We start from the raw sequence: 21,863 nt of genomic DNA on the forward strand, positions 1-21,863 counted from the left end.
TGCGGGTTCTACAGAGAGCGAGAGATGAGGTCTTTCATGACTTCGTTGGCACCGGCGTAGATGCGGGCGATGCGACCGTCGACGAACATGCGGGCGATGGGGTATTCCTCCATGTAGCCGTAGCCGCCGAAGAGTTGCAGGCAGCGGTCGACCACCTCGAATTGTCGATCGGTGGTCCAGTACTTGACCATCGCAGCCGTCGTCACGTCAAGTGATCCCGAAATATGCTTGGCCACTGCGTCGTCGACGAAGGTGCGGACGACGCGTCCGATGGTGGCGCATTCGGCGAGCTCGAACTTGGTGTTCTGCAGGTCGAACAGTGTCTTGCCGAACGCGTTTCGTGTCTTGGTGTAGTCGACGGTCTGCTGGACGGCGGCCTCGATCATCGCGGCGGCGGCAATACCGCAGATCAGCCGTTCCTGAGGAAGCTGCTGCATCAACTGCGCGAAGCCGCGACCTTCTTCACCCAGGAGGTTGGCAGCCGGGACGCGTAGACCGTCGAAACTGAGTTCTGCTGTGTCCTGGCCTTTCTGGCCGATCTTGTGCAGTACCCGTCCGCGGTGGAAGCCTTCGGTGTCGTCGGAGACCTCGGCCACGAGCAGCGACAACCCGCGGGCTCCGGCGTTTGGATCTGTCTTGGCGGCGATGATGATTAGATCGCAGTGAGCTCCGTTGGAAATGAACGTCTTTCCGCCCGTGACCACGTACTCGTCCCCGTCGCGCACCGCGCGGGTGGTGATGCCCTGGAGGTCCGAGCCGGTTCCCGGTTCGGTCATCGCGATCGCGCCGATCCACTCGCCGGAGCACAGCTTCGGTAGCCAGCGCTGCTTCTTCTCCTCGGTTGCGTACGCAAGGATGTAATGCGGAACGATGCCGCTGTGCACACCCAACTGCATGGCCGAGTCGCCTGCGCGGACCTGCTCCTCGAACAGCACCGCCTCGTGGCGGAAGTCGCCGCCGCCTCCGCCGTACTGCTGGGGTATCGACATTCCCAGGAGTCCATGGTTGCCCGCACTCCGGTAGACCTCGCGGCTGGGGCGTCCGGCCGTCGCGAATTCCTCGCGGTGCGGCGCGACCTCCTTCTCGAAGAAGCTGCGGGCGAGCTGTCGGACGTCGGCGAGCTCGGTGGTGACGTCGTCGGTGCGGTCTGCGAGTGCAGTCATGGAGGGTCCTCGGGTCGGAGCGTACGACGCGTTGTTGGCGCTGTGCCAATAACGATGCACCGACGTGGCCACGGATGTCAACCATGTGCTGTGGCGGGTGAGTTCTCTAGCTGTCCGCGGAGCGGAGCAGTGCAACGTCCGAGACGAGGCGGATGTGCTCGGCCATTGCACGTCCTGCTTCGGCCGGATCTTGTTGTCGCACAGCCTCTGCGATGCGGCGGTGGTGTTCCAATGAAGTCTGCGGACGGTTCGACTGCGACAATGATTCGATTCGAGTTTCGCGAATCAGGCCGGCGATTTCACCCATGAGGCGGGCGAGTAGCGGCGAGTGTGCGGCCTCGGTGATGGCGTGATGGAACAGCTCGTCGCCGGAGTCGCCGCGATTTCCGTCGGTGATCTCCGAGGCCATCACCGACAGGGCGTGGTCGATCGCCGCCATTTCGGCGTCGCTGCGGCGGGTTGCGGCGAGCTCGGCGAGCTTGACCTCGAGTGCCTCGCGGGCTTCGATCACCTCGGGCAGGCGATCGGCGTGCTCGCGCAGGGCGCGAATGGCCATGTCTCCCACGGGCCGTCGCACGAGTACCGCTCCGTCGCCGTGGCGCACGGCCAGTATGCCCTGTACTTCGAGTGCGACGAGGGCCTGACTCAGTGAGGCTCTGCTGACGCCGAGGTGACCCGCCAGTTCACGCTCGGGCGGGAGTCGATCGCCGGGCTTCATGTCGCGATCGGCGATGTGTTTGCACAGCTGCTCCACGATGACCTCGTACAGCCGCGGTCGGGTCACCGGGCGAATTTGCTCAGCCACTGTGTCACTCGCTCTCTGCTCCTCTGGACCCCCACCTTAACCGTCCGGTAGATAGTGGCCCGGGTCATAGCAACTGTTGACAAGTGATCCACTTCACTGGTTCAGTCTGTAAAGACTCAGTGGCTAGTCCAATTGGCCACGGAACCCGGGCATCCGCTCGGGGACAACCTCAGACGAACCGGAGACCTTCGATGTCGACCGAGTTGATACCCATCATTGCGCTCGTCGTCATGTTCCTCGCTGCGACCGTGTTCCCGGTGAACATGGGCGCGCTGGGGTTCGTGGCGGCGTTCTTCGTCGGAACCATTGCCGTGGGCATGGGCACCGACGACATCATCGCCGGCTTCCCGAGCAGCTTGTTCCTGACGCTGGTCGGTATCACCTACCTCTTCGCGATCGCCCAGAACAACGGTACGGTCGACCTCCTGGTCCGCGGTGCGGTGCGGCTGGTCGGTGGCCGGGTCGCCCTGATTCCGTGGGTCATGTTCGGTATCACCGGCGTGCTGACCTCCATCGGAGCGCTGGGACCGGCAGCCGTGGCGATCGTCGCACCGATCGCACTCGGCTTCGCGGCGCGGTACAAGATCAATGCCCTGCTCATGGGCATGATGGTCATTCACGGCGCACAGGCGGGCGGGTTCTCGCCGATCAGCATCTACGGCGTCACGGTCAACAACATCGCTCAGAAGGCGGGTCTGGTCAACAGCCCACTCACCTTGTTCCTGGGCAGCATGCTGTTCAACGCGGCAATCGGTGCGTTGCTGTTCATGTTCCTGGGCGGACGTGCGCTTCTCGGTCGTAGCGTGCACGACGAGGACGGCACCCGCCCCGAGGGAGATTCGGGCGGAGTGGGCGGGGGTGGCTCGAGGACTGTGATGCGCGGCTTCGGATCGTCGACGCCCACGCCGTCCGGTCAGACGGTCACGGTCGAGAACGCGCCACCCCTGGCCACCGCCGTCAAGGCCATCACGTTCGATCAGATCCTTACGCTCGTCGGGCTGGCCTCGCTGGCGTTGTTCTCACTCGTCCTCGATCTCGATGTCGGCTTCGTGTCGATGACGGTCGCCGTGGTCCTCGCCCTGGCGTCGCCCAAGGCGCAGAAGGGTGCGATCAACCAGATCAGCTGGTCGACGGTACTGCTCATCGGTGGCGTGCTGACGTTCGTCGGCGTGCTGCAGGAAGCCGGCACGGTCGAGTACGTCGGTGATGCGGTTACCGGCATCGGCATTCCGCTGCTCGTGGCTCTGTTGCTGTGCTACATCGGTGCCATCGTCTCGGCGTTCGCGTCGTCGACGGCCATCCTCGGTGTCACCATCCCGCTGGCCGTTCCGTTCCTGCTCGCCGGCGAGGTCGGTGCCATCGGTGTGATCGTGGCCCTGTCCATCGCCTCGACGATCGTCGATGTCAGTCCCTTCTCCACCAACGGCGCTCTGGTGCTGGCCAACGCCCAGGACATCGATCGGGACGTCTTCTACAAGCAAATACTGAAATACAGCGCGTTGGTCGTCGTCATCGGCCCGTTGATCGCCTGGGCGGTACTGGTCGTGCCCGGCTGGCTCTAGCTCTCGAGCTGCGCGGACGTCCGAGAACTTGATCTTGACTTCCCCCCGGATCGCTGGTCCAATGAAATTGGCTAGGCCACTGACTCAATGGGCCACACTGGCGATTCACCCCCTCATTGCTTTCGACGTAAGGATCAATTCGATGCCCCTCAACACGACAGGCAGAACCGGACCGCTCGACGGCACCGTGGTGGTGGATCTGACGCGCGCCCTGGCCGGCCCGCACGCGGCGATGATGCTCGGAGATCTCGGTGCGGACATCATCAAGGTCGAGACCCCCAAGGGCGGCGACGACACTCGGGTGTGGGGGCCGCCTTTCGTCACCCCGCGTGACGCGGAGCGCGAATCGACGTACTTCCTTTCGGCCAACCGCAACAAGCGGTCGATCGCGCTCGACCTCAAAACCGACGATGGCCGAGAAGCGTTGGAGCGCATGATCGAACGCGCGGATGTTCTGCTCGAGAACTTCCGCACGGGAGTGCTCGATCGGCTCGGCTTCTCGCCCGAGCGCATCGCCGAGATCAACCCGCGCACGGTCGTGCTGTCGATCAGTGGATTCGGACACGACGGCCCCGAGGGTGGCCGATCCGGCTACGACCAGATCGCTCAGGGCGAGGCCGGGTTGATGTCGTTCACCGGCTCCGGTCCCGACGATGTTCAGCGCGTGGGGGTCCCGATCGCGGACCTGCTGGCCGGAATGTACGGAGCCTTCGGTGTTCTCGCTGCGCTGCGCGAGCGCGACCGCACCGGCCGAGGCAAGGTGGTTCGAACGTCGTTGCTGGCCAGCGTCGTCGGGGTGCACGCCTTTCAAGGCACCAAGTGGACCGTCGCAGGCGAGATCGGTGAGGCGCAGGGCAACCACCACCCGTCGATCTGTCCGTACGGCCTCTTTCCCACTTCCGATGGAGCCGTGCAGATCTCGGTGGGCAGCGAGGGTCTGTGGCATCGCTTCTGTGAGGGCTTCGGTATCGATCCCGACCTCGAGGGTATGGCGACCAACCCGCAACGCGTCGACAGTCGCGACGACGTCGTCGAACTCGTGTCCAAGATCTTCCGTACCTACGAGACCGAGCCGTTGTTGGCGCTTCTCGACCAAATCGGTGTCCCCGCAGGCAAAGTACGCAACGTGCAGGAAGTGTACGAGTGGGAGCAGACCAAGTCTCAGGGCCTGCTCATCGACGTCGAGCACGAGACGCTGGGCACGGTGACCCTGCCCGGGCCGCCGCTGCGATTCTTCGAATCCGACGGGACGGAGGTCACCGAGAACCGACATCTGGCACCGCCGGTTCTCGGAGCCGACGACGAACTCGTCCGCGACTGGTTGAAAGAAGCGGTCCGATGACGAGGATGACCGCGCTCGAACTCCTCGATCTGGTGATCGATCCCGGAAGTTTCGAGTCGTGGGACAGCCCGGCTGCCGACTACGTCATCGACGACGAGTACGCGAACGAACTGGCTGCGGCGCGTGAGAAGACGGGTCTCGACGAATCCGTTCTCACCGGATCCGCGACCGTGCGCGGACGCACGGTGGCAATCCTGTTGGGCGAGTTCGCCTTTCTGGCTGGATCCATCGGAGTGGCCGCCGGTGAACGTTTGGTCAGCGCGGTGCACCGATCCACCGCCGAGCGGCTTCCACTGCTCGCGTTGCCGACCTCGGGTGGAACGCGCATGCAGGAGGGCACCGTCGCGTTTCTGCAGATGGTCAAGATCACCGCGGCGATCACCGCACACAAGGCGGCGAATCTGCCGTACATCGTCTATCTGCGGCACCCCACCACCGGCGGCGTCTTCGCATCCTGGGGATCGCTCGGTCACGTCACCGTTGCCGAGCCCGGTGCGCTCGTCGGATTTCTCGGCCCCCGTGTCTACGAGGCGTTGTACGACGCGAAATTCCCCGCCGGCGTGCAGACCTCGGAGAACCTGCAGGCGCACGGACTCATCGACGCCATCCGTCCGCCCGAGCAGCTCGGTGAGATCGTCGACCGGGCACTACGCATCATGACTGACGTGCCGTCGTGTCGCGTCCGGCATTCCGATGCTCTCGAGTGGGAGATCGAGGACGTGCCGGCATGGACCTCGATTCTGGCCTCACGCAGGAGCGATCGGCCGGGGGTGCGCGAATTGCTGTTCAACACAGCGGCAGACGTGTTACCGCTCAACGGAACCGGTCAGGGCGAGTCCGATCCGGGCCTCATTCTGGCGCTCGTCCGGTTCGGCGACATGCCGTGCGTTCTGCTCGGCCAGGACCGGAGGAGCCAGACGACGAAGACGCCACTCGGCCCCGCGGCTCTGCGTGAGGCCCGACGCGGCATGCGGCTGGCGCAGGATTTGAAGCTTCCCCTCGTCACCGTCATCGATACTGCCGGCGCAGCGCTGTCCAAAGAGGCGGAGGAAGGCGGCCTGGCCGGCGAGATAGCGCGGTGCATCGCAGACATGGTCGACCTCGAAACCCCCACGCTCTCCTTGCTGTTGGGGCAGGGAACCGGCGGTGGTGCCCTTGCGCTGGTGCCCGCGGATCGAGTTCTCGCTGCTCAGCACGCCTGGCTCTCGCCGTTGCCGCCCGAGGGTGCCTCGGCCATCGTGCATCGCGACACCACCCACGCCGCCGAGATGGCGACCAAGCAGGGAGTGCGCTCGCTCGATCTCTTCCGGGCCGGTGTCGTCGACATCATCGTTCCCGAGTTGCCCGACGCCGCAGACGAATCACAGCAGTTCTGCGATCGAGTGGGCGCGGTACTGCACCGAGAACTTGCCGAGCTGATCGCTCAGGACCCTTCGATGCGGATGATCGCGCGCGAAAAGCGTTACAATCGAATCGGTTTTGCCGCTGCCGCTGTGTGATATCCGCCGAGCTCGAAGTTATGGACGGATTTCAGGCCGAATGTGTCCATAACTTCGAGTTCGGCGAGAATCAGGACTCGAGCCAGGCGGCGAAAGTAGTAGTGGACAGTTCGGCCCCATCGCCTGGAACCAGTTCACGGCCGTGCAACAGTGCGCCGAAGTACGGAGCCTGGTCGTCGGCGACTACGGTTCTGCTGTCGCCGCGTGCCTTCAGACCTCTTTCAACGAACTCGTTGAGCCCGAACGCTTCCGGGCCTCCGATCTCGATCGTCTCGTTACGCGGTGCCTCGAGAGCGACACGAGCGACAACGGTCGAAACGTCGTGTGCCGCGATCGGCTGGACGAGACCCGAGCTCAACCGGACTTCGTCGCCCGTCGTCGCGCCCTGTGCGATGGCGGAGAAGAACTCGAAGAACTGCGTTGCGCGCACGAGGGTGTACGGAATCGACGATGCGCGAATCAGTTTCTCTTGAGCCACCTTTGCGCGCAAGTAGCCGCTGGCGGGCAGTCGGTCGTTGCCGACCACGGACAGTGCAACGTGGTGCTGCACGCCCGCACTCGCTTCGGCTGCGAGGATGTTGGTCGTCGCGCGTGTGAAGAAGTCCAACACGGCCGCGTCCTCGAACGACGGTGAATTCGAGACGTCGACAACGATATTCGCACTGACGAGAGCATCGGCCAGGCCCTCGCCGGTCAGAGTATTCACACCGGACTTGGGCGACGCCGCTATCGCATCGTGACCGTGCTCGGTCAACATGCTCACAACTGCAGAACCTATGAGGCCGGTTCCGCCGATGACAACGATCTTCATGAGAATCCTCTCTTCGCCGCAGGAGGGGTGCCTGCGAGACGAGCCGGTCAACTCTTGTCTGCTGCCGGTCGCAGTGTTGACAGGGCAGCGCTCCGATCTGTGACACCTAGCGCGGCAGCGCGTGCAGCTTGTCCGGATTCATCACCCACAGGACGGTCCCGATCCCGTCCTCGGTGGCATCGATCGTCAGCAGCGTGGTCACCGTCGACTCACGAACGATCAGTACGGCAGCCCTTCCGTTGACCTGGATGAACGACGTCGTGGTTCCTATCCAGAAATGCGAGGAGAACGCCGCAACGAATGCGGCGACTCGGCTGCGTCCGACAATGGGTATTCGGGCTGCAGCCTTCACCTTGCCGCCGCCGTCGGACAGGCTCACTACGTCCTGCGCAAGAATCTTTTCCAGAGCGGCCAGATCGCCCCCCTTGGCTGCGGCGAGAAAGGCGTCGAGCAGTCGATGATGGCGGTCGGAATCGACAGGGGTCGGACGAGCGTCGGCCACATGTCTGCGGGCGCGCGTCACCAGTTGACGCGCGTTGGCTTCGGTTGTCTCCACTATGTCGGCGATCCGGCCGTACGGATAGTCGAATGCTTCCCGGAGAACGTACGCGGCTCGCTCACGAGCCGGAAGTCGTTCCAGCACAACAAGAACGGCAAGCTCGACCGTGGCGTCGTTGTCTGCCACCGTCGCCGGATCGGCTCGGGTGTCGATCGGTTCGGGCAGCCACGGGCCGACGTACGACTCCCGCCGCACCCGCGCCGACTGCGTGACGTTGATGGCCAGGCGTGTCGTGACGGTGGTGAGGAAGGCGAGTGAATTACGGACGGTGGTGCGGTCGGTGGCGTGCCACTTCAGCCAGACATCCTGCACCACATCTTCGGCCTCGGCGGCGCTGCCCAGCATGCGATAGGCAATCCCGAACAATCGCGGGCGTGCCAGCTCGAATGCGGCGGTGCCGTCGTCGGTCATCGGCGTGGTCTCACTCTCTGTCTCGTGGGGACACTATCGTCCATGTCATGGCTGGCAATGCTCGAGACCCCGGAGTCTCGGTGGCCGCGCGGCTGCTGGCCTTGCTCGGGGTGTTCGACGAGAAGGCTCCGTCGCTGACCTTGACCGACCTGGCCGCCGGTGCCGACCTACCCATCGCCACTGCGCATCGACTGGTGCGAGAACTGGTGGAGTGGGGTGCGTTGGTCCGGGGCGACGACGGGCGCTACGTCGTCGGTAGGCGGTTGTGGAAACTGGGCTTGCTCGCACCCGATCAGTCCGATCTTCGCGACATCGCATCACCGTTTCTGCACGACATCTACGGAGCGACCCTTGCGACGGTGCACCTGGCCATCCGCGACGGGTGCGAAGTGCTCTATCTCGACAGGTTGGCCGGCCACGCATCGGTTCCCGCGGTCAGTCGCGTCGGCGCTCGGCTGCCGCTGCACGCCACCGGCGTCGGCAAGGTGCTGCTGGCGTACGCGCCGCGGGAGGTGCAGGAGCAGGTGATGCGCTCCCTGGATCGCCTCACCCCGTACACGGTGACGCATCCTGGCCAGCTGGAGAGCGAGTTGCGTCGAGTGCGTCGCGAGGGCTTCGCGCAGACGGTCGAAGAGATGACACTCGGTGCGTGTTCGGTGGCTGTGCCGGTCCATGCCGGCGACAGTGTGGTCGCCGCATTGGGAATCGTGGTTCCCAAGCTGGGCCGCGATCGAGTGAGACTGGTTGCCGCACTTCAGGTTGCGGCCCAGGGGATCGGACGAAGTCTCGGCGGGTAGTCGGCCGTTTTCACTCAGTGGAAGTGCGGTCTTGTTCGGCTCGAAATCCCGGGGTCTACTGCTTGCATGCGTACACAGGTTGCCATCATCGGTGCAGGGCCCGCGGGTCTGCTGCTGTCCCACCTGCTCGACGAGCAGGGGATCGACTCCATTCTGATCGAGTCACGTACTCAGGAATACGTGCTCTCCCGAATCCGGGCCGGAGTCCTCGAACACTCGACGGTCCAGTTGCTCGACGAACACGGACTCGGTGAGCGTCTGCACCGCGAGGGCGACGAGCATCGAGGCATCTACCTGCAGTGGCCGGAAGAGCGGCACCACATCGACTTTCGTGATCTCGTCGACCGGAGTGTCTGGGTGTACGGGCAAACGGAGGTCACCAAGGACCTCGTCGTGGCACGCGAGAAGGCCGGCCAACAGATCTACTACGACGTCTCGGATACGGCGTTGCACGACGTCGAATCCGACGCCCCCTACGTCACGTTCACCGACGCGTCGGGCAACGCGGTGCGAATCGACGCGACAGTCGTTGCGGGATGCGACGGTTCCTTCGGACCGAGCCGGGCGGCCATGCCCGATTCGGTGCGCAACACCTGGGAAAGGGTCTATCCCTACTCCTGGCTCGGGGTGCTCGCCGATGTCGCCCCCTCGACGGACGAACTGATCTATGCCTGGCACCAGGACGGCTTCGCCATGCACTCGATGCGCTCGTCGACGGTCAGCCGGCTGTATCTGCAGGTGCCGAACGGAACCGATATCGACACGTGGTCCGACGACCGCATCTGGGATGCGTTGGCGTTAAGGCTCGGTCACGGTCAGGACGGGTGGACTCTGAACCCCGGCCCCATCACCGAGAAGAGCGTGTTGCCGATGCGCAGCTACGTGCAGACACCGATGAGACACGGCAACCTGTACCTGGCCGGCGACGCCGCGCACATCGTGCCGCCCACCGGAGCGAAGGGCCTCAACCTCGCGGTAGCCGACGTGGCTCTGCTCGCGCCTGCCCTGGCGCAGAAGCTGAAGGAGAACGATTCTCGGGCCGCAGACAGCTACAGCGACGACGCCCTTCGACGCGTCTGGCGCTGCACCCACTTTTCGTGGTGGATGACCACGATGCTGCATACCGGCGACGACCCCTTCGACGCGCAATTACAACTCTCGCAACTGAAATGGGTGGCGTCCAGCGAGGCGGGTGCCATGGGACTGGCGGAGAACTACGCCGGATTGCCGATCGGATTCTGATCGGCGGGCGGCGTGTGCACCGCGATGAATTGATCGCTCCGACTTATCAATGAGCTGCAAATAGGTCTTTGTCATCAATGGATTGCGGGCTTACTGTGGGCAGGGTCACGCCTGAGCGTGATACGAACCGACAGGAGGCAATCGATGGAACTGAGGCATCTTCATCAGTTCGTCGCCGTGGCCGAGACCTGTCACTTCGGTCAGGCAGCCAAACGCCTGCATCTGGCGCAGCCGGCATTGTCTCAGTCGGTCCGACAGCTCGAGGCCGAACTGGGCGTCACCCTGCTCACCCGAACCACGCGTCAAGTGAGCCTGACTCCGGCGGGGGAGTTCTTTTACCGCGAGACCGTCCGCAACCTCGACAATCTCGAACGCAGCAACCGCGGTGTCCGACGCATCGCCGATGGCCGGTACGGGTTGGTACGTATCGGCTTCACCGGCACGGCGGCATTCGATCAGTTGCCGCCGATCGCCCGTGCGATCAAGCAGCGCCTTCCCGGGATCGCGCTCGAAATTCACGGGGATCTGTTGACCCCCGCTCAGGTGGAGGGATTGCGGTCGGAGCAGCTCGACGTCGCGGTTCTGCGGCCACCCGTGGCAGGTGACGACCTCGTCGTACGCACCATCACCACCGAGTCGCTGCTGCTTGCGGTGCCCGTAGATCACCGGTACGCCGCCGAGGCAGCGCTCGGCATGGCCGACCTCATGTACGAGGATTTCGTGATGTATGCGGACACGCACTCGGTGATGAACGACGCCGTGGTGCGTAGTTGTCGCGCAGCGGGTTTCAGTCCTCGTCGTGAACACGAAGCCCCGGACACCTCGGTTCTGCTGGCGCTCGTCGCGGCCGGGTTGGGTGTGGCATTGGTTCCCGAATCCGTCCGCGCCCTGCAGTTGAACGGCGTCGTGTTCCGCGACATCGCCGGAGCGAGCACGATCGACCTGGCATTGGCGTGGCACCGCGACCGACCGTCGGCACTCGTCGATGCGCTCGTCGGTGCCCTCGAGGACGCAGGAGTGCTCCCTCGGCTCGAACCATCCGTTCCGTCTGCTCAGCTGAAGGACATGTCATGAAGATCGTCGCAGTCGATGCGATCCCCTACTCGATTCCGTACCGAAAGCCGCTGAAGTTCGCCAGCGGCGAGGTCAGCGCGGCCGAGCACGTACTCGTTCGGGTACATACCGACGACGGCATCGTCGGTGTCGCCGACGCTCCGCCTCGGCCGTTCACGTACGGCGAGACCCAGCGCGGGGTGGTGGCGGTAATCGAGACCCTGTTCGCGCCGGCCGTCGTGGGACTGCCGCTCACCTCGAGGGAGGTGGTCAATGCCAAACTTGCTCGTACAGTGGGTAATCCGGTTGCCAAATCTGCCGTGGACATGGCCATCTGGGATGCGCTCGGGCAGACACTCGACCTACCCGTCACCGAACTCCTCGGCGGCTACACCGACCGTATGCGGGTGAGCCACATGCTCGGATTCGACACGCCTGCAGCGATGGTCGACGAGGCGAGTCGGATGCGAGAGACATACGGCATCGTAGTCTTCAAGGTCAAAGTCGGGCGACGGCCCGTAGAGCTCGACACCGCCGTGGTCCGCGCACTGCGAGAGGGGCTCGGTGAGACGGTCGAACTGTACGTCGACGGCAATCGCGGATGGACCGCTGCCGAATCTGCGCGTGCCATGAAAGAGATGTCGGATCTGGGGCTCACTCTTGCCGAGGAACTGTGCCCGGCCGACGACGTCCTCGGGCGTCGTTGGCTGGTACAGCAACTCGATGTTCCGTTCGTTGCCGACGAATCGGCGACGACCCCGGCGGAGGTCACTCGCGAGATCCTCGGTGGGTCCGCAACGGCCGTCAGTATCAAGACTGCTCGCACCGGATTCACCCGCTCGCTCCGCACTCATCACCTGTGCGAAGGGCTCGGTGTCGACGTGGTGATGGGAAACCAGATCGACGGCCAGCTCGGCACAGCCTGCACCGTCGCCTTCGGCGCGGCCTTCGAGCTCACCTCACGCCGAGCAGGCGAGCTGTCGAACTTCCTCGACATGAGCGACGACCTGCTGACCGAAAGCCTCGTCATCCGCGACGGCGAACTGCACGTACTGCCGGGCTCGGGCCTCGGCGTGCGTATCGACCCCGACAAACTCGCGAAGTACCGCACCGACCACTGATCTTCAGCCCCGAAGAACGCAACTGTGAGCCAAGGAGTTCTCCATGAGCATCGACCACGCACCCTCGACGGAATCCGCTACCGAGGTGGCCACCGCAGCCGCGTCGGGGGCGAACGCCACCGAGCGTTTCACCTCCGACAAGCAGGCAGCCGCCGACACCCCGCCGGAGCGAGTCAGTCTGCTTGCTCGACAGGTCATTTCGGCAGTCCATGACACAATTCGCGAACACAAGGTCACTTACGACGAGTACAACGCCCTCAAGGCCTGGCTGATCAACGTCGGTCAGACCGGTGAGTGGCCGCTGTTCCTCGACGTCTGGGTAGAGCACGTCGTCGAAGAAGTTGCCGGCGAAACCCGTGAAGGCAGCAAAGGCACCATCGAAGGTCCGTACTACGTTCCGAATGCCCCGGAACTCGGGTCGGCCGCGATCCTGCCCACTCGCGACGGCGAACAGGGCACACCGCTGCTGTTCCAAGGTCAGGTCACGAGCGTCGACGGTAGCCCACTGCCGCATGCGGTCATCGAGATCTGGCACGCCGATTCCGACGGCTTCTACTCGCAGTTCGCGCCCGGAATCCCGGAGTGGAATCTGCGCGGCACGGTCACGGCAGACGATCAGGGCAACTTCTGGATCCACACGATGAAGCCCGCCCCGTACCAGATCCCGACCGACGGGGCCTGCGGCAAGCTGATCTCCGCGGCCGGCTGGCACCCGTGGCGTCCTGCACACCTGCACCTCAAAGTTGCGGCTGCCGGGCATCAGCAGATCACCACCCAGCTCTATTTCCCGGGCGACGCACACAACGACGACGACGTCGCCAACGCCGTCAAGCCCGAACTGATCCTCGATCCTCGGGAAGTCGACGGCGGCCAAGAAGTGACGTACAACTTCGTACTCGACAAGGGCTGAGCCACATGATTTTTGCCGTGAAGATGCACGTCGCATTGCCGCAGGACCTCGATGCGGACGTACGAGCGGACACCCTCTCCAGGGAGAAGGCGTACTCGCAGCAACTGCAGCGGGACGGGGAGTGGGTGAGCATCTGGCGCATCGTCGGCCAGTACTCCAACCTCAGCATCTTCGATGTCCGGGACAACGAGCGGCTACACGAAATCCTGTGGAATCTCCCACTGTTCCCGTACATGACGATCGAGGTGTCCCCGCTCGCGCAACACCCGTCGGACATTTCCGCGGGGTGATCGACCCCGCCGAACTCGAAGTTGGGGACGGAATTTCCGCGGAATCTGTCCCTAACTTCGAGTTCGCGGGAAGATTCGGTCGACGACGCGTTCGGCGATCAGCTCATGCGTCGACTGGTCGGGGTGCAGCCTATCCGGCAACGGGTGGTCCTCGACATCGTTGTCTCCGTACAGTTCTCGGCCGTCGAGGTAATGAAGGTGGGGGTCCTCGGTAGCGCGCTCGGACACGATACGGGCGAGTTTCTCGCGGATCACGGTCAGAGTCAGCTTACCGGCACGCACCTCGGCGGGATCACCCGTCGCCGCGAATTTCACCGTGTCCGACGCCAATGCCGCCGGATCGAATGCACCTGGGCCGGGGGTGTTCTCGTGGATGGGGCACAGCAGCGCGGAGATCACGAACAGTGGGGTGTGGGGGTGACCGTCGCGGATGGTGTCGAGAAATCCGTGCACCGCGGAGGTGAATGCGCGTAGCCGCATCACGTCGGAGTTGACGAGGTTGATTCCTATCTCGAGGCTGATGAGGTCGGCGGGCGCGTCCCGAATGGCCGTCGCTACGAAGTGATCGAGCAGTGCGCTTCCGCCGAAACCCAGATTGCGCAGTTGCACACCGGCTGTCGCGGCGGCGAGGGCCGTCCAGGTGGTGCTGGGCCCTGTGGCGTTGGACCCCTGACTGATGGAGCTGCCGTAGTCGATCCAGATCGGTCGGGTGTCGACGACGGGTGAGACAGCGGCGTCGGTACGCAGCGCGACCAGCTCGATGATTTCGTTGTGCGGCAACCAGATTTCGACGTGTTTGTCGGTTGCGGGCAGCCCGGAGAACCGCGCGACACCGGTCGGCTCGACCTGATCGGTGACCGACCCCGTCGCCAGGTCGATGGTCGTGGTGATGCCACCCGTCGTCGGAACGCGCTCGATGAGGGCGCCGTCGATTCGCAGGTCGAACAGTCCGGCCGGCCGCGGCGGCAGGCCCAGGAATGCGCGACGGGTCGCCACTGCGTCGATCTCGATGATGGTGGCGGTCGTGGTGAAGACCAACCGAACTCCGGACGGCTGAGATTCCGCCATCGTGAGCTGGGGGTCGGTGAAGCGCTGACGAGCTGCGCGTGGCAGGCGATGAGGAAGCACGCCGTTGTCGGTTCGTTCCAGCTCGGTCGCGCCGTGCAGAAGTGTGTCGGAGATGTCGGTAGTGATCATGGGGGTCTCGATCTCTGGGGTGTCGGGCTGAGGTAAGGGCAGCTGGCGCACCTGCCTTCCTATACAAACCGTATATTTGCCTAATGCACTTAGGCAAACCGTTTCGCACACGGATGGGCCGCACGTAATTAAGGTGGCCACATGCGCATCGACGAGTATCGGACGTACGACGGCCTCGGGCTGGCCGAGTTGGTCTCCACAGGCGATGTCACCCCGCGTGAACTTCTCGATTGCGCACTGGAGCAGGCGAAGTCGGTGAACCCGGGTCTCAACGCGATCGTGCGTCCGATGCGCGAGGAGGCCGAGCAACGGCTGGCCGGAACGCTGGAAGGTCCGTTCGCCGGGGTGCCGTTTCTGATCAAGGACCTGTCCCAGGATTACGCGGGGCTGCCCACGTCCAGTGGTTCACGTGCACTCTTCGAGCTGCCGATGCCAGAACACGCGACGGTGGTGCAGCGCTGGCTCGACGCCGGTCTCGTCATCTTCGGTAAGACGAACACCCCGGAGTTCGGTGCCAAGGGAATCACCGAGCCGGCATTGTTCGGCCCGGCTCGAAACCCGTGGGACCGCAGCAGAACTCCCGGTGGTTCGTCGGGTGGCTCCGCCGCGGCGGTCGCGGCCGGGATCGCGCCGGTGGCGGGAGCGAACGACGGCGGCGGCTCCATCCGCATTCCGGCGGCCTGCTGTGGACTCGTCGGGCTCAAGCCCGGCCGCGGGCTGGTGCCGTCGGGACCGACGTTCGGCGAGCCGATGCACGGGGCCGCAGTGCAGGGCGTGGTGTCGCGGTCGGTCCGCGACACCGCCGCGATGCTCGATGTCCTCGCCGGTGGTGAGCCGACGTCGGGATACTCGTCCACGCCGCCGCCCGACGGGTTCCTGTCTCGGATGGACACCGACCCGCGGCCGTTACGGATCGGCATGTACGCCGCGACCTCGGTGAATCCGTCTCCGGCCCCGGAGGCGATCGCTGCGATGGAATCGGCAGCGACCACGCTCGGCGAACTGGGCCATGCCGTCGAACTCCTCGAGGCCCCGCCGTTCGACGACGCAGCGCTCAACCGCGAATTCCTGCTCGCCTGGTTCACGTACCTGGCGTGGGAAATGGAAGAGGTCAAGCGCAGAACCGGGTGCGGTGACGACGCATTCGAGCGGGACACCCGAATCATGGCCGCGCTCGGCCGATCCGCGAGCGGAGTCGACTACCTCGATGCGGTGGAGGGCCGACACGTGCACGTGCGGGCCCTGGCCACCTACTTCGAGACGTACGACCTGCTGCTGACCCCGACTCTGGCCGAGCTGCCCCCGAAGATCGGGGCGTTCGAGCTCGCGAAGCCGCTGCAGTTGGCATCGGACTTGCTGTTGCGCAGCCGAACTGCGGGAATGCTCAAGTACACCGGCATCGTGGATCAGATGATCGACGAGAACATCTCGTGGATCCCGTACACCCAGACCGCCAACGTCACCGGGCGTCCCGCCCTGTCCGTTCCGCTGCACTGGACGAGCTCAGGTCTGCCCATGGGTGCACACTTTCTCGCCCCGCTGGGCGGGGAGGGGCTGCTCGTCCAACTCGCAGCGCAGTTGGAACGAGCAGTGCCCTGGGCTCATCGCTACAGCGACATCGGCTGACAGCTACATCAGCTGACAGACAGCGACATCGGCTATCGGGTCGCGCCGAGCTGGACCTTGCCGGCGATGCCGGACGGACGCTGTCGCACGGTGCCGTCGACGATGTCGACGACTCCGCCTGCCCAGTCGGGATCGGTGTCGGCTGCGGCCTGAGGATCGGCGTGTGCGTCCGTACCTTCCTCGGCTGCCACCGTGATGGAGCGTTCCAAGGCCTCCCGAACGCTGAGCAACGTCGTATCCGGTTCTGCGAACACTTCCGTCGCGGCATTACCGCGTCGCACGACCATGTCGTGGGTGAGGCTCTCCACCAACGAGATCACGGTGCCGGGCGGCATCGCGGTGATGACTGCGACCGCGCGGCCCACCAACCCCGTCGGCAGCAGTGGCACCGGAATTTGTGCCCGACGCAGACCGGCGACGCTGCCGTACGCCTGCAGCAGTTCCGGGTAGCTCATCGTCTCGGTGCCGCCGATGTCGAACGATCCGGGACGGGCTGTATCGCCGAGGGCGCGGGCGATGATGGCGACGACGTCCACGACGGCGATCGGCTGCACCTGCCTCCGCATCCACGTCGGAATCGGCGTCACCGGCAGTCGCTCGGTCATGCGTCGCACCAACTCGAAGGACGTCGATCCGGAGCCGAGGATAATGGCGGCCCGAAGGACGGTGGCATCGACGGAACTGTCGAGGAACGCCTCCTCGACCTGCAGCCGTGAGCGCAGGTGGTCCGACAGCGGAGTGCTGTCGTCGGGAATCAGTCCGGACAGGTAGACGATTCGCTGGAGCCCGTTGCGTTCCGCAGCGGCGGCCATGGACTGCGCGGCATGGCGATCCTTCTCGACGAAATCGCCTTCGTCCATCGAATGCACCAGGTAGACGACCGCGTCGACGTTCTCGGTGGCAGAGTCGAAGCTGTCGTGGTCGTCGAGGTCGAAGTGGACTGCCGTCACATGCGCACCCCAGGCGAAACGCGACTTCTTCTTCGGATCACGCATCGCGGCGTGCACCTCGTGGCCCTGTTCGAGAAGCACGGGGATCAGCCGAGATCCGATGTATCCGGTTGCGCCGGTGACCAGCACTCGCATGAGATTCTCGTTTCTGTAGACAGGGGTCATACCCCGTCCAGGCGGTCTCACTCCCCGCTGCCGGTGCCGGATGACACACTGTGCGGGTGAGTGCACGTATCAGGAACAACGTGAAAGTCGTCGGAGCTGCCGACGGCCCGGTCGTGATGCTGGCGCACGGCTTCGGCTGCGACCAGACGCTGTGGCGTGGCGTCACCGAAATCCTGGCTTCGCGGTTCCGGATCGTCCTGTTCGACCATGTGGGGGCCGGGGCATCGGACCCGGCGGCCTGGGACGCCGAGCGATACGCCCACATGAGCACGTACGCCGCCGACATCGTCGATATAGCGCAGGAACTCGACCTGACCGACGTGACGTTGGTCGGTCACTCGGTGGCGTCGATGATGGGGGTGCTGGCCGCAACCGCTGCGCCCGATCGATTCACCAAGTTGATTCTGCTGACTCCGTCTCCCCGGTACATCGACGACGGCGACTATCGCGGCGGGTTCAGTTCCGAGGACATCGACGAGCTGCTCGAATCGCTGGACAGCAACTACCTCGGTTGGTCTGCATCGATGGCATCGGTGGTCGTGAACGCACCCGATCGACCCGAACTCGAGAGCATGTGGACCGCGAGCGTGTGCCGAACCGATCCGGCCTGCGCACGGGTGTTCGCCCGCACGACCTTTCTGTCCGACAATCGGGCGGATCTGCCTGGAGTACCGGTGCCGACGTTGATCATCGACAGTGCGCGCGACTCGCTCGCACCGTCTCAGGTCGGCCGGTTCGTGCACGAACAGATCCCGGGGAGCGTCCGCATCACGCTCGACGTCAGTGGCCATTGCCCGCAGATCACCGCACCCGAACTGACGGCCGAGACCATCGCGGACTTCGTGAGACCGTCGTGATCGATGACCTCGATGTCGAGGACCTGTACGAGAATGCGCCATGCGGGTACCTGTCCGTACGCCCCGACATGCGGATCGCGCGACTGAACTCGACGCTGGCAACCTGGCTGGGCTTCGAGGTCGACGCGCTGGTCGGTACCGACTTCGGGGAGCTGCTCACCGTCGGTGGACGCATTCACTACGAGACCCACTTCGGGCCGATGCTGTTGATGAACGGCAAGCTCGACGGCATCGCACTGGACCTGGTGACGGCAGATCGTCGACGGCTGCCGGCGTTCATCACGGCGAACGTCAAGATCGACGCAGCGGGCCGGCCGGTACTGATCCGCATCACGGCGCTCGACGCTCGCGATCGCCGTACCTACGAGCGCGAATTGCTGCAATCACGCACGCGTGCAGAACTGTTGGCCAAGACGCTGCAGCGGTCGCTGTTGCCGCCTGCTCTGCTACCGCCGTCGGGGATGACCGCCGCGGCGCACTACCGGGCAGCGTCCCGCGACGAGGTGGGTGGCGACTTCTACGACCTGTTTCCGTTGTCCGACGACTGCTGGGGCTTCTTTCTCGGCGACGTCTGTGGCAAGGGTGCATCGGCAGCCGCTGTGACGTCGCTGACGCGGTACACGTTGCGCGCGGCAGCGGTGTACGACGAGAACCCCGTCGCGGTGCTGCAGAATTTGGATTCTGTTCTGCGACAAGAGTTTCGGGATGCCAATGCGCAGTTCTGCACCGCAGTCTTCGGCATTCTGAGCCGAACGGACACCGGATTCGAGGTATCGATGGCCAGTGGCGGGCACCCCCCACCGCTGGTCCTTCGTGCCGACGGCACCGCCCACTACGTGCCCATGACGGGCGGCCAGCTGATCGGGATACTTCGGCACGCTCGCTTCGTTCCGGCGACCGTCACGCTCGAAGCAGGGGACACCCTGATGCTCTACAGCGACGGTCTCACCGAAGCGCGAGTCGGCCGGGGCCGATACGACGACGACGGGGCTCTCCTGGAATTCGCGACGGCACACGCTCCGGCGACTCCGGCAGCGATCGTCGACGATCTGCGGTTGCTGCTGCGCAGTTTCGGCGACGGTCTGGCCGACGACGCCGCCGTGATGGCACTGGGCGTATCTCCGGCCCCCGACTCAGCCGAGGGCAGCGAGGGCTGACGCCAGGTCGGCGTGCAGGGTGAATTCCTGATCCAGGCCCATCAGCTTGATCGGCCGGCTGGTGGTCGGTCCGTCGGCGACGACCGAGAACGACAGGGACTCTCCGTGATCCTGTTGCGCCGTCGCGAGAACGGTCATGGCCGCCGAGGCCAGGAACGACACTCCGCTCAGGTCGACGATCAGTGCAGCCGGGCCGGTCGCGGTCTGTGCGGTGATGGCCTCGGACAGTGCCGGAGCGGTGGTGACGTCGAGCTCGCCCGCTACCGAGATGACGGCCGCGCGCCCGTCGTTGGAGGACTGGATCGAGAATCCTGCGGCGTTCGTGTCGACTGGCATCTGTACTCCTGAATCGTTACCCGCCGCGCTCGTCGACGGGGGATGCGGACCATTCAATCAGGCGGTGTCAGCGGAGCGTGACCTGAGTTCCTCGAAGCGCAGGCGCGCCCACCGTCGTGGTCCAGGAGGGGACGGCCTCCGGTGCGATTCCGGTGGCACCGCCGTAGATGACGGCCAGGGTCTGCTGCTCGGTGACCGAGCCCGCGTAGGAGGCGGGAACAGGAGAGAGCTGCGGAGCCGAGAGCACCGGGATGTTCTGCTCGCCCGGGTTTCTGGTCGGCACCTGGTACGAGCCGTCGTTGGGTGACCCACCCGGGTACTGCGGGAAGTATTCGCCCGCATTGCGGTCGAGCGGGGTGTAGCAGCTCGGTCCGCGGGTCTGCTCGAACAGCCGTGGCTCGTCCTGGTTCGGCAGGTATCGACCCTTCGGGTTGACGAACGGCATCGAGACGTTGATGCCGGGATACTCGTCGCCGACGCCGGTGACGATCCTGCCGCGTCGGGCCCCTTCGGCGAACTGCGCGACCGTGCAACCCAGGGCGGGGGAGAACTCGGCCAGCACTTCGAGTGCCTCGCGCGAATTCGCGGCGAGACCGATCAGCTGCGTCGAGTTCGCCTCGAGAAAGCCGGCCGTCGTGTTCGAGGCGGATGACACCGACGTGTACAGCGTCGCGAGCGCGGATTGCTCCTCGACGACGGTGTTGCCGGTGGTCCGCAGATTGTCGAGAGCGCTGACCAACTCGGGAGCTGCATCGGCGTAGGTCTGGGAGAAGTCCGCCAATCCGCGTAGGTCCTGCTGGATGGCGGGGAGTTCGGTGTTCAGTCCGGAGAAGATGTTCTCCAGTCGATCGATCGTCAGGCCCAGCTGTTCTCCGCGGCCGCTGAGCCCCTGTGCCAGTGCGCCGAGGGTGTTCGAGAGATCCTGTGGCGGCACGGCTTGGAGCAACGGCAGCAGGCCGTCGAGCAATTGCCCCACCTCGATGGCATTTCCGCTGCGATCCTGCTTCAGCACGGTGCCCTCGGTGATGGGCGAACCGGGCTTGCCGTCCGGCGGAATCAACGCGACGTACCGCTCACCGAAGAGAGTCTTGGGCAGCAGGCGAGCCGTGACGTTCGAGGGGATCATCGGCGCTTTGTCCGGCTCGATCGCCAGTTCCGAGGTGACGACGCCGTCGGTGGTCGTAGCCGATCGGACCTCTCCGACGATCATGCCGCGCACCTTGACGTCGGCATTGCGGGGCAGCGCGTTGCCGACGCTGTCGGTCTCGAGGGAGACGGTCACGACGTCGACGAAGGTCTTGTTGTACGAGGTGACACTCCACCCGACGAACACCACGATGAGCACGACCAGTCCGATTCCGAGGAGACGGTTCTGCACCGGCGAAGGGGCGCCGGTCATGCGACGGTCTGTGCGACAACAGCAGTCATGACGCGAACCTTAGTGCTACATCGAGTCACACTTACTGCTCCGACGCCCCTTCTGAGATGCACCTATCAGTGCCCGGTTGATGCGATACAGATCACACGCGGTCGGTGTGTCAGTCCGCGATCAGTTGCGTCGACGAGAACCAGCCGTCTCCGCCGCGTTCGCGCTGACGACCGATGACGTATCGGCCGGGTGCAATTCCGGTGGCTCCGTGTTCTGGGTGAATGAGGTAGGCGGTCTCCGAATTGCTCAGGATGCCCAGAGCGAGGCGTCGAACGTCGTGCACCGGACTCGACCACGTGCACCCGCGGCCGTCGGCGACGAGGCTGTGCGGATTGCCGCCCGCCGCACTGCGGAGGAGTTCGATGCCGGACAACGGCACGGTCTCGTGTCGTGTCCGTTCGGTGGTGACGACGATGCCGTCGAGTACGGCGAGCGGGACGACGATCAGATCTCCCTGGGCCTGCGACCCGTTGACGACGGGCACCGATATCTCCTTGTCGAGGTAGTCGAAGACATCCAGACCGGTGCGGCTGGTGAGAGTGGACAGCGTGATGTTCGAGTTCATGGGGTCACCTGTGGTT

21 protein-coding genes are annotated in these 21,863 nt (G+C 64.7%); 12 read left to right on the forward strand and 9 right to left on the reverse strand.

Features of this window, described 5'->3' with window-relative positions; all coding sequences use genetic code 11:
- Window positions 1-8 precede the first annotated feature (8 nt).
- Window positions 9-1,163, reverse strand: a complete 1,155-nt coding sequence (locus tag J1M81_RS18870; RefSeq protein ID WP_204847088.1) for an acyl-CoA dehydrogenase family protein — start codon at window positions 1,161-1,163, stop codon at window positions 9-11.
- A gap of 106 nt (window positions 1,164-1,269) precedes the next feature.
- Window positions 1,270-1,968: a FadR/GntR family transcriptional regulator gene (locus J1M81_RS18875; RefSeq protein ID WP_201010502.1), complete on the reverse strand. Its 699-nt coding sequence runs from the start codon at window positions 1,966-1,968 to the stop codon at window positions 1,270-1,272.
- 191 nt (window positions 1,969-2,159) lie between these two features.
- On the opposite strand from J1M81_RS18875, the gene J1M81_RS18880 reads away from it, so the two are divergent.
- The 3 genes from J1M81_RS18880 to J1M81_RS18890 all read left to right on the forward strand — a co-directional run bounded on the left by J1M81_RS18880 (window position 2,160) and on the right by J1M81_RS18890 (window position 6,371).
- Window positions 2,160-3,530, forward strand: a complete 1,371-nt coding sequence (locus J1M81_RS18880; protein ID WP_206498581.1) for an SLC13 family permease — start codon at window positions 2,160-2,162, stop codon at window positions 3,528-3,530.
- Between the two features lie 142 nt (window positions 3,531-3,672).
- A complete protein-coding gene (locus J1M81_RS18885; protein WP_206498582.1) occupies window positions 3,673-4,872 on the forward strand; it encodes a CaiB/BaiF CoA-transferase family protein in 1,200 nt (399 codons plus the stop codon).
- Window positions 4,869-6,371, forward strand: a complete 1,503-nt coding sequence (locus J1M81_RS18890; protein WP_206498583.1) for a carboxyl transferase domain-containing protein — start codon at window positions 4,869-4,871, stop codon at window positions 6,369-6,371. Before J1M81_RS18885 ends, J1M81_RS18890 begins: the two co-directional genes overlap by 4 nt.
- Before the next feature lie 70 nt (window positions 6,372-6,441).
- Here the strand turns inward: J1M81_RS18890 and J1M81_RS18895 are convergent, their stop codons facing one another.
- Both J1M81_RS18895 and J1M81_RS18900 read right to left on the reverse strand, forming a co-directional pair.
- Window positions 6,442-7,182 (reverse strand): SDR family oxidoreductase, encoded by a 741-nt coding sequence (locus J1M81_RS18895; protein WP_027494691.1) that lies wholly within the window; start codon window positions 7,180-7,182, stop codon window positions 6,442-6,444.
- A gap of 106 nt (window positions 7,183-7,288) precedes the next feature.
- Window positions 7,289-8,152, reverse strand: a complete 864-nt coding sequence (locus J1M81_RS18900; protein WP_027494690.1) for an RNA polymerase sigma-70 factor — start codon at window positions 8,150-8,152, stop codon at window positions 7,289-7,291.
- Between the two features lie 47 nt (window positions 8,153-8,199).
- Here J1M81_RS18900 and J1M81_RS18905 point away from each other — a divergent pair, with 47 nt between their 5' ends.
- From J1M81_RS18905 to catC, 6 genes are all read left to right on the forward strand, one after another.
- On the forward strand, window positions 8,200-8,949 hold the full coding sequence (locus J1M81_RS18905) for an IclR family transcriptional regulator (protein WP_027494689.1): 750 nt from the start codon (window positions 8,200-8,202) through the stop codon (window positions 8,947-8,949).
- A 66-nt stretch (window positions 8,950-9,015) separates the two neighbouring features.
- On the forward strand, window positions 9,016-10,191 hold the full coding sequence (locus J1M81_RS18910; RefSeq protein ID WP_032388050.1) for a 4-hydroxybenzoate 3-monooxygenase: 1,176 nt from the start codon (window positions 9,016-9,018) through the stop codon (window positions 10,189-10,191).
- Window positions 10,192-10,335: 144 nt separating this feature from the next.
- Window positions 10,336-11,265: a LysR family transcriptional regulator gene (locus J1M81_RS18915; RefSeq protein WP_094651590.1), complete on the forward strand. Its 930-nt coding sequence runs from the start codon at window positions 10,336-10,338 to the stop codon at window positions 11,263-11,265.
- Window positions 11,262-12,365: a mandelate racemase/muconate lactonizing enzyme family protein gene (locus J1M81_RS18920; RefSeq protein ID WP_204858573.1), complete on the forward strand. Its 1,104-nt coding sequence runs from the start codon at window positions 11,262-11,264 to the stop codon at window positions 12,363-12,365. The genes J1M81_RS18915 and J1M81_RS18920 overlap by 4 nt, the downstream gene beginning before the upstream one ends.
- A 43-nt stretch (window positions 12,366-12,408) precedes the next feature.
- Complete coding sequence (gene catA, locus J1M81_RS18925) at window positions 12,409-13,275, forward strand: catechol 1,2-dioxygenase (RefSeq protein WP_032367867.1); 867 nt, start codon at window positions 12,409-12,411, stop codon at window positions 13,273-13,275.
- A gap of 5 nt (window positions 13,276-13,280) precedes the next feature.
- Window positions 13,281-13,565, forward strand: a complete 285-nt coding sequence (gene catC / locus J1M81_RS18930) for a muconolactone Delta-isomerase (protein ID WP_032384188.1) — start codon at window positions 13,281-13,283, stop codon at window positions 13,563-13,565.
- 51 nt (window positions 13,566-13,616) lie between these two features.
- Here catC and J1M81_RS18935 read toward each other — a convergent pair whose 3' ends face one another.
- The gene (locus J1M81_RS18935; protein WP_027494683.1) at window positions 13,617-14,762 is read right to left on the reverse strand and encodes an SGNH/GDSL hydrolase family protein; all 1,146 of its coding nucleotides are present in this window, start codon (window positions 14,760-14,762) and stop codon (window positions 13,617-13,619) included.
- A gap of 141 nt (window positions 14,763-14,903) precedes the next feature.
- Here J1M81_RS18935 and J1M81_RS18940 point away from each other — a divergent pair, with 141 nt between their 5' ends.
- A complete protein-coding gene (locus J1M81_RS18940; protein WP_206498584.1) occupies window positions 14,904-16,388 on the forward strand; it encodes an amidase in 1,485 nt (494 codons plus the stop codon).
- Window positions 16,389-16,420: 32 nt separating this feature from the next.
- Here J1M81_RS18940 and J1M81_RS18945 read toward each other — a convergent pair whose 3' ends face one another.
- Entirely contained in the window at window positions 16,421-17,503 is a 1,083-nt protein-coding gene (locus J1M81_RS18945) for an NAD(P)H-binding protein (RefSeq protein WP_206498585.1), read from the reverse strand.
- A 56-nt stretch (window positions 17,504-17,559) separates the two neighbouring features.
- Here J1M81_RS18945 and J1M81_RS18950 point away from each other — a divergent pair, with 56 nt between their 5' ends.
- Both J1M81_RS18950 and J1M81_RS18955 read left to right on the forward strand, forming a co-directional pair.
- Window positions 17,560-18,360, forward strand: a complete 801-nt coding sequence (locus J1M81_RS18950) for an alpha/beta fold hydrolase (protein WP_032400644.1) — start codon at window positions 17,560-17,562, stop codon at window positions 18,358-18,360.
- Entirely contained in the window at window positions 18,357-19,517 is a 1,161-nt protein-coding gene (locus J1M81_RS18955) for a PP2C family protein-serine/threonine phosphatase (protein ID WP_283348106.1), read from the forward strand. Before J1M81_RS18950 ends, J1M81_RS18955 begins: the two co-directional genes overlap by 4 nt.
- Here the strand turns inward: J1M81_RS18955 and J1M81_RS18960 are convergent.
- The 3 genes from J1M81_RS18960 to J1M81_RS18970 form a co-directional block, all read right to left on the reverse strand.
- Entirely contained in the window at window positions 19,494-19,853 is a 360-nt protein-coding gene (locus J1M81_RS18960; protein ID WP_032367862.1) for an STAS domain-containing protein, read from the reverse strand. The two genes, J1M81_RS18955 and J1M81_RS18960, sit on opposite strands and share 24 nt — an antisense overlap.
- Before the next feature lie 67 nt (window positions 19,854-19,920).
- Window positions 19,921-21,252, reverse strand: coding sequence for an MCE family protein (locus tag J1M81_RS18965; RefSeq protein ID WP_206498586.1), 1,332 nt, complete (start codon window positions 21,250-21,252; stop codon window positions 19,921-19,923).
- A 139-nt stretch (window positions 21,253-21,391) separates the two neighbouring features.
- Window positions 21,392-21,847 carry a hypothetical protein gene (locus tag J1M81_RS18970; RefSeq protein WP_032368697.1) on the reverse strand — a complete coding sequence of 152 codons (456 nt, stop codon included), beginning with the start codon at window positions 21,845-21,847 and terminating at the stop codon, window positions 21,392-21,394.
- Window positions 21,848-21,863 lie beyond the last annotated feature (16 nt).

The sequence above is a fragment of the Rhodococcus sp. KRD175 genome (assembly GCF_017168275.1).
GTDB classification, from domain to species: Bacteria; Actinomycetota; Actinomycetes; order Mycobacteriales; family Mycobacteriaceae; genus Rhodococcoides; species Rhodococcoides fascians.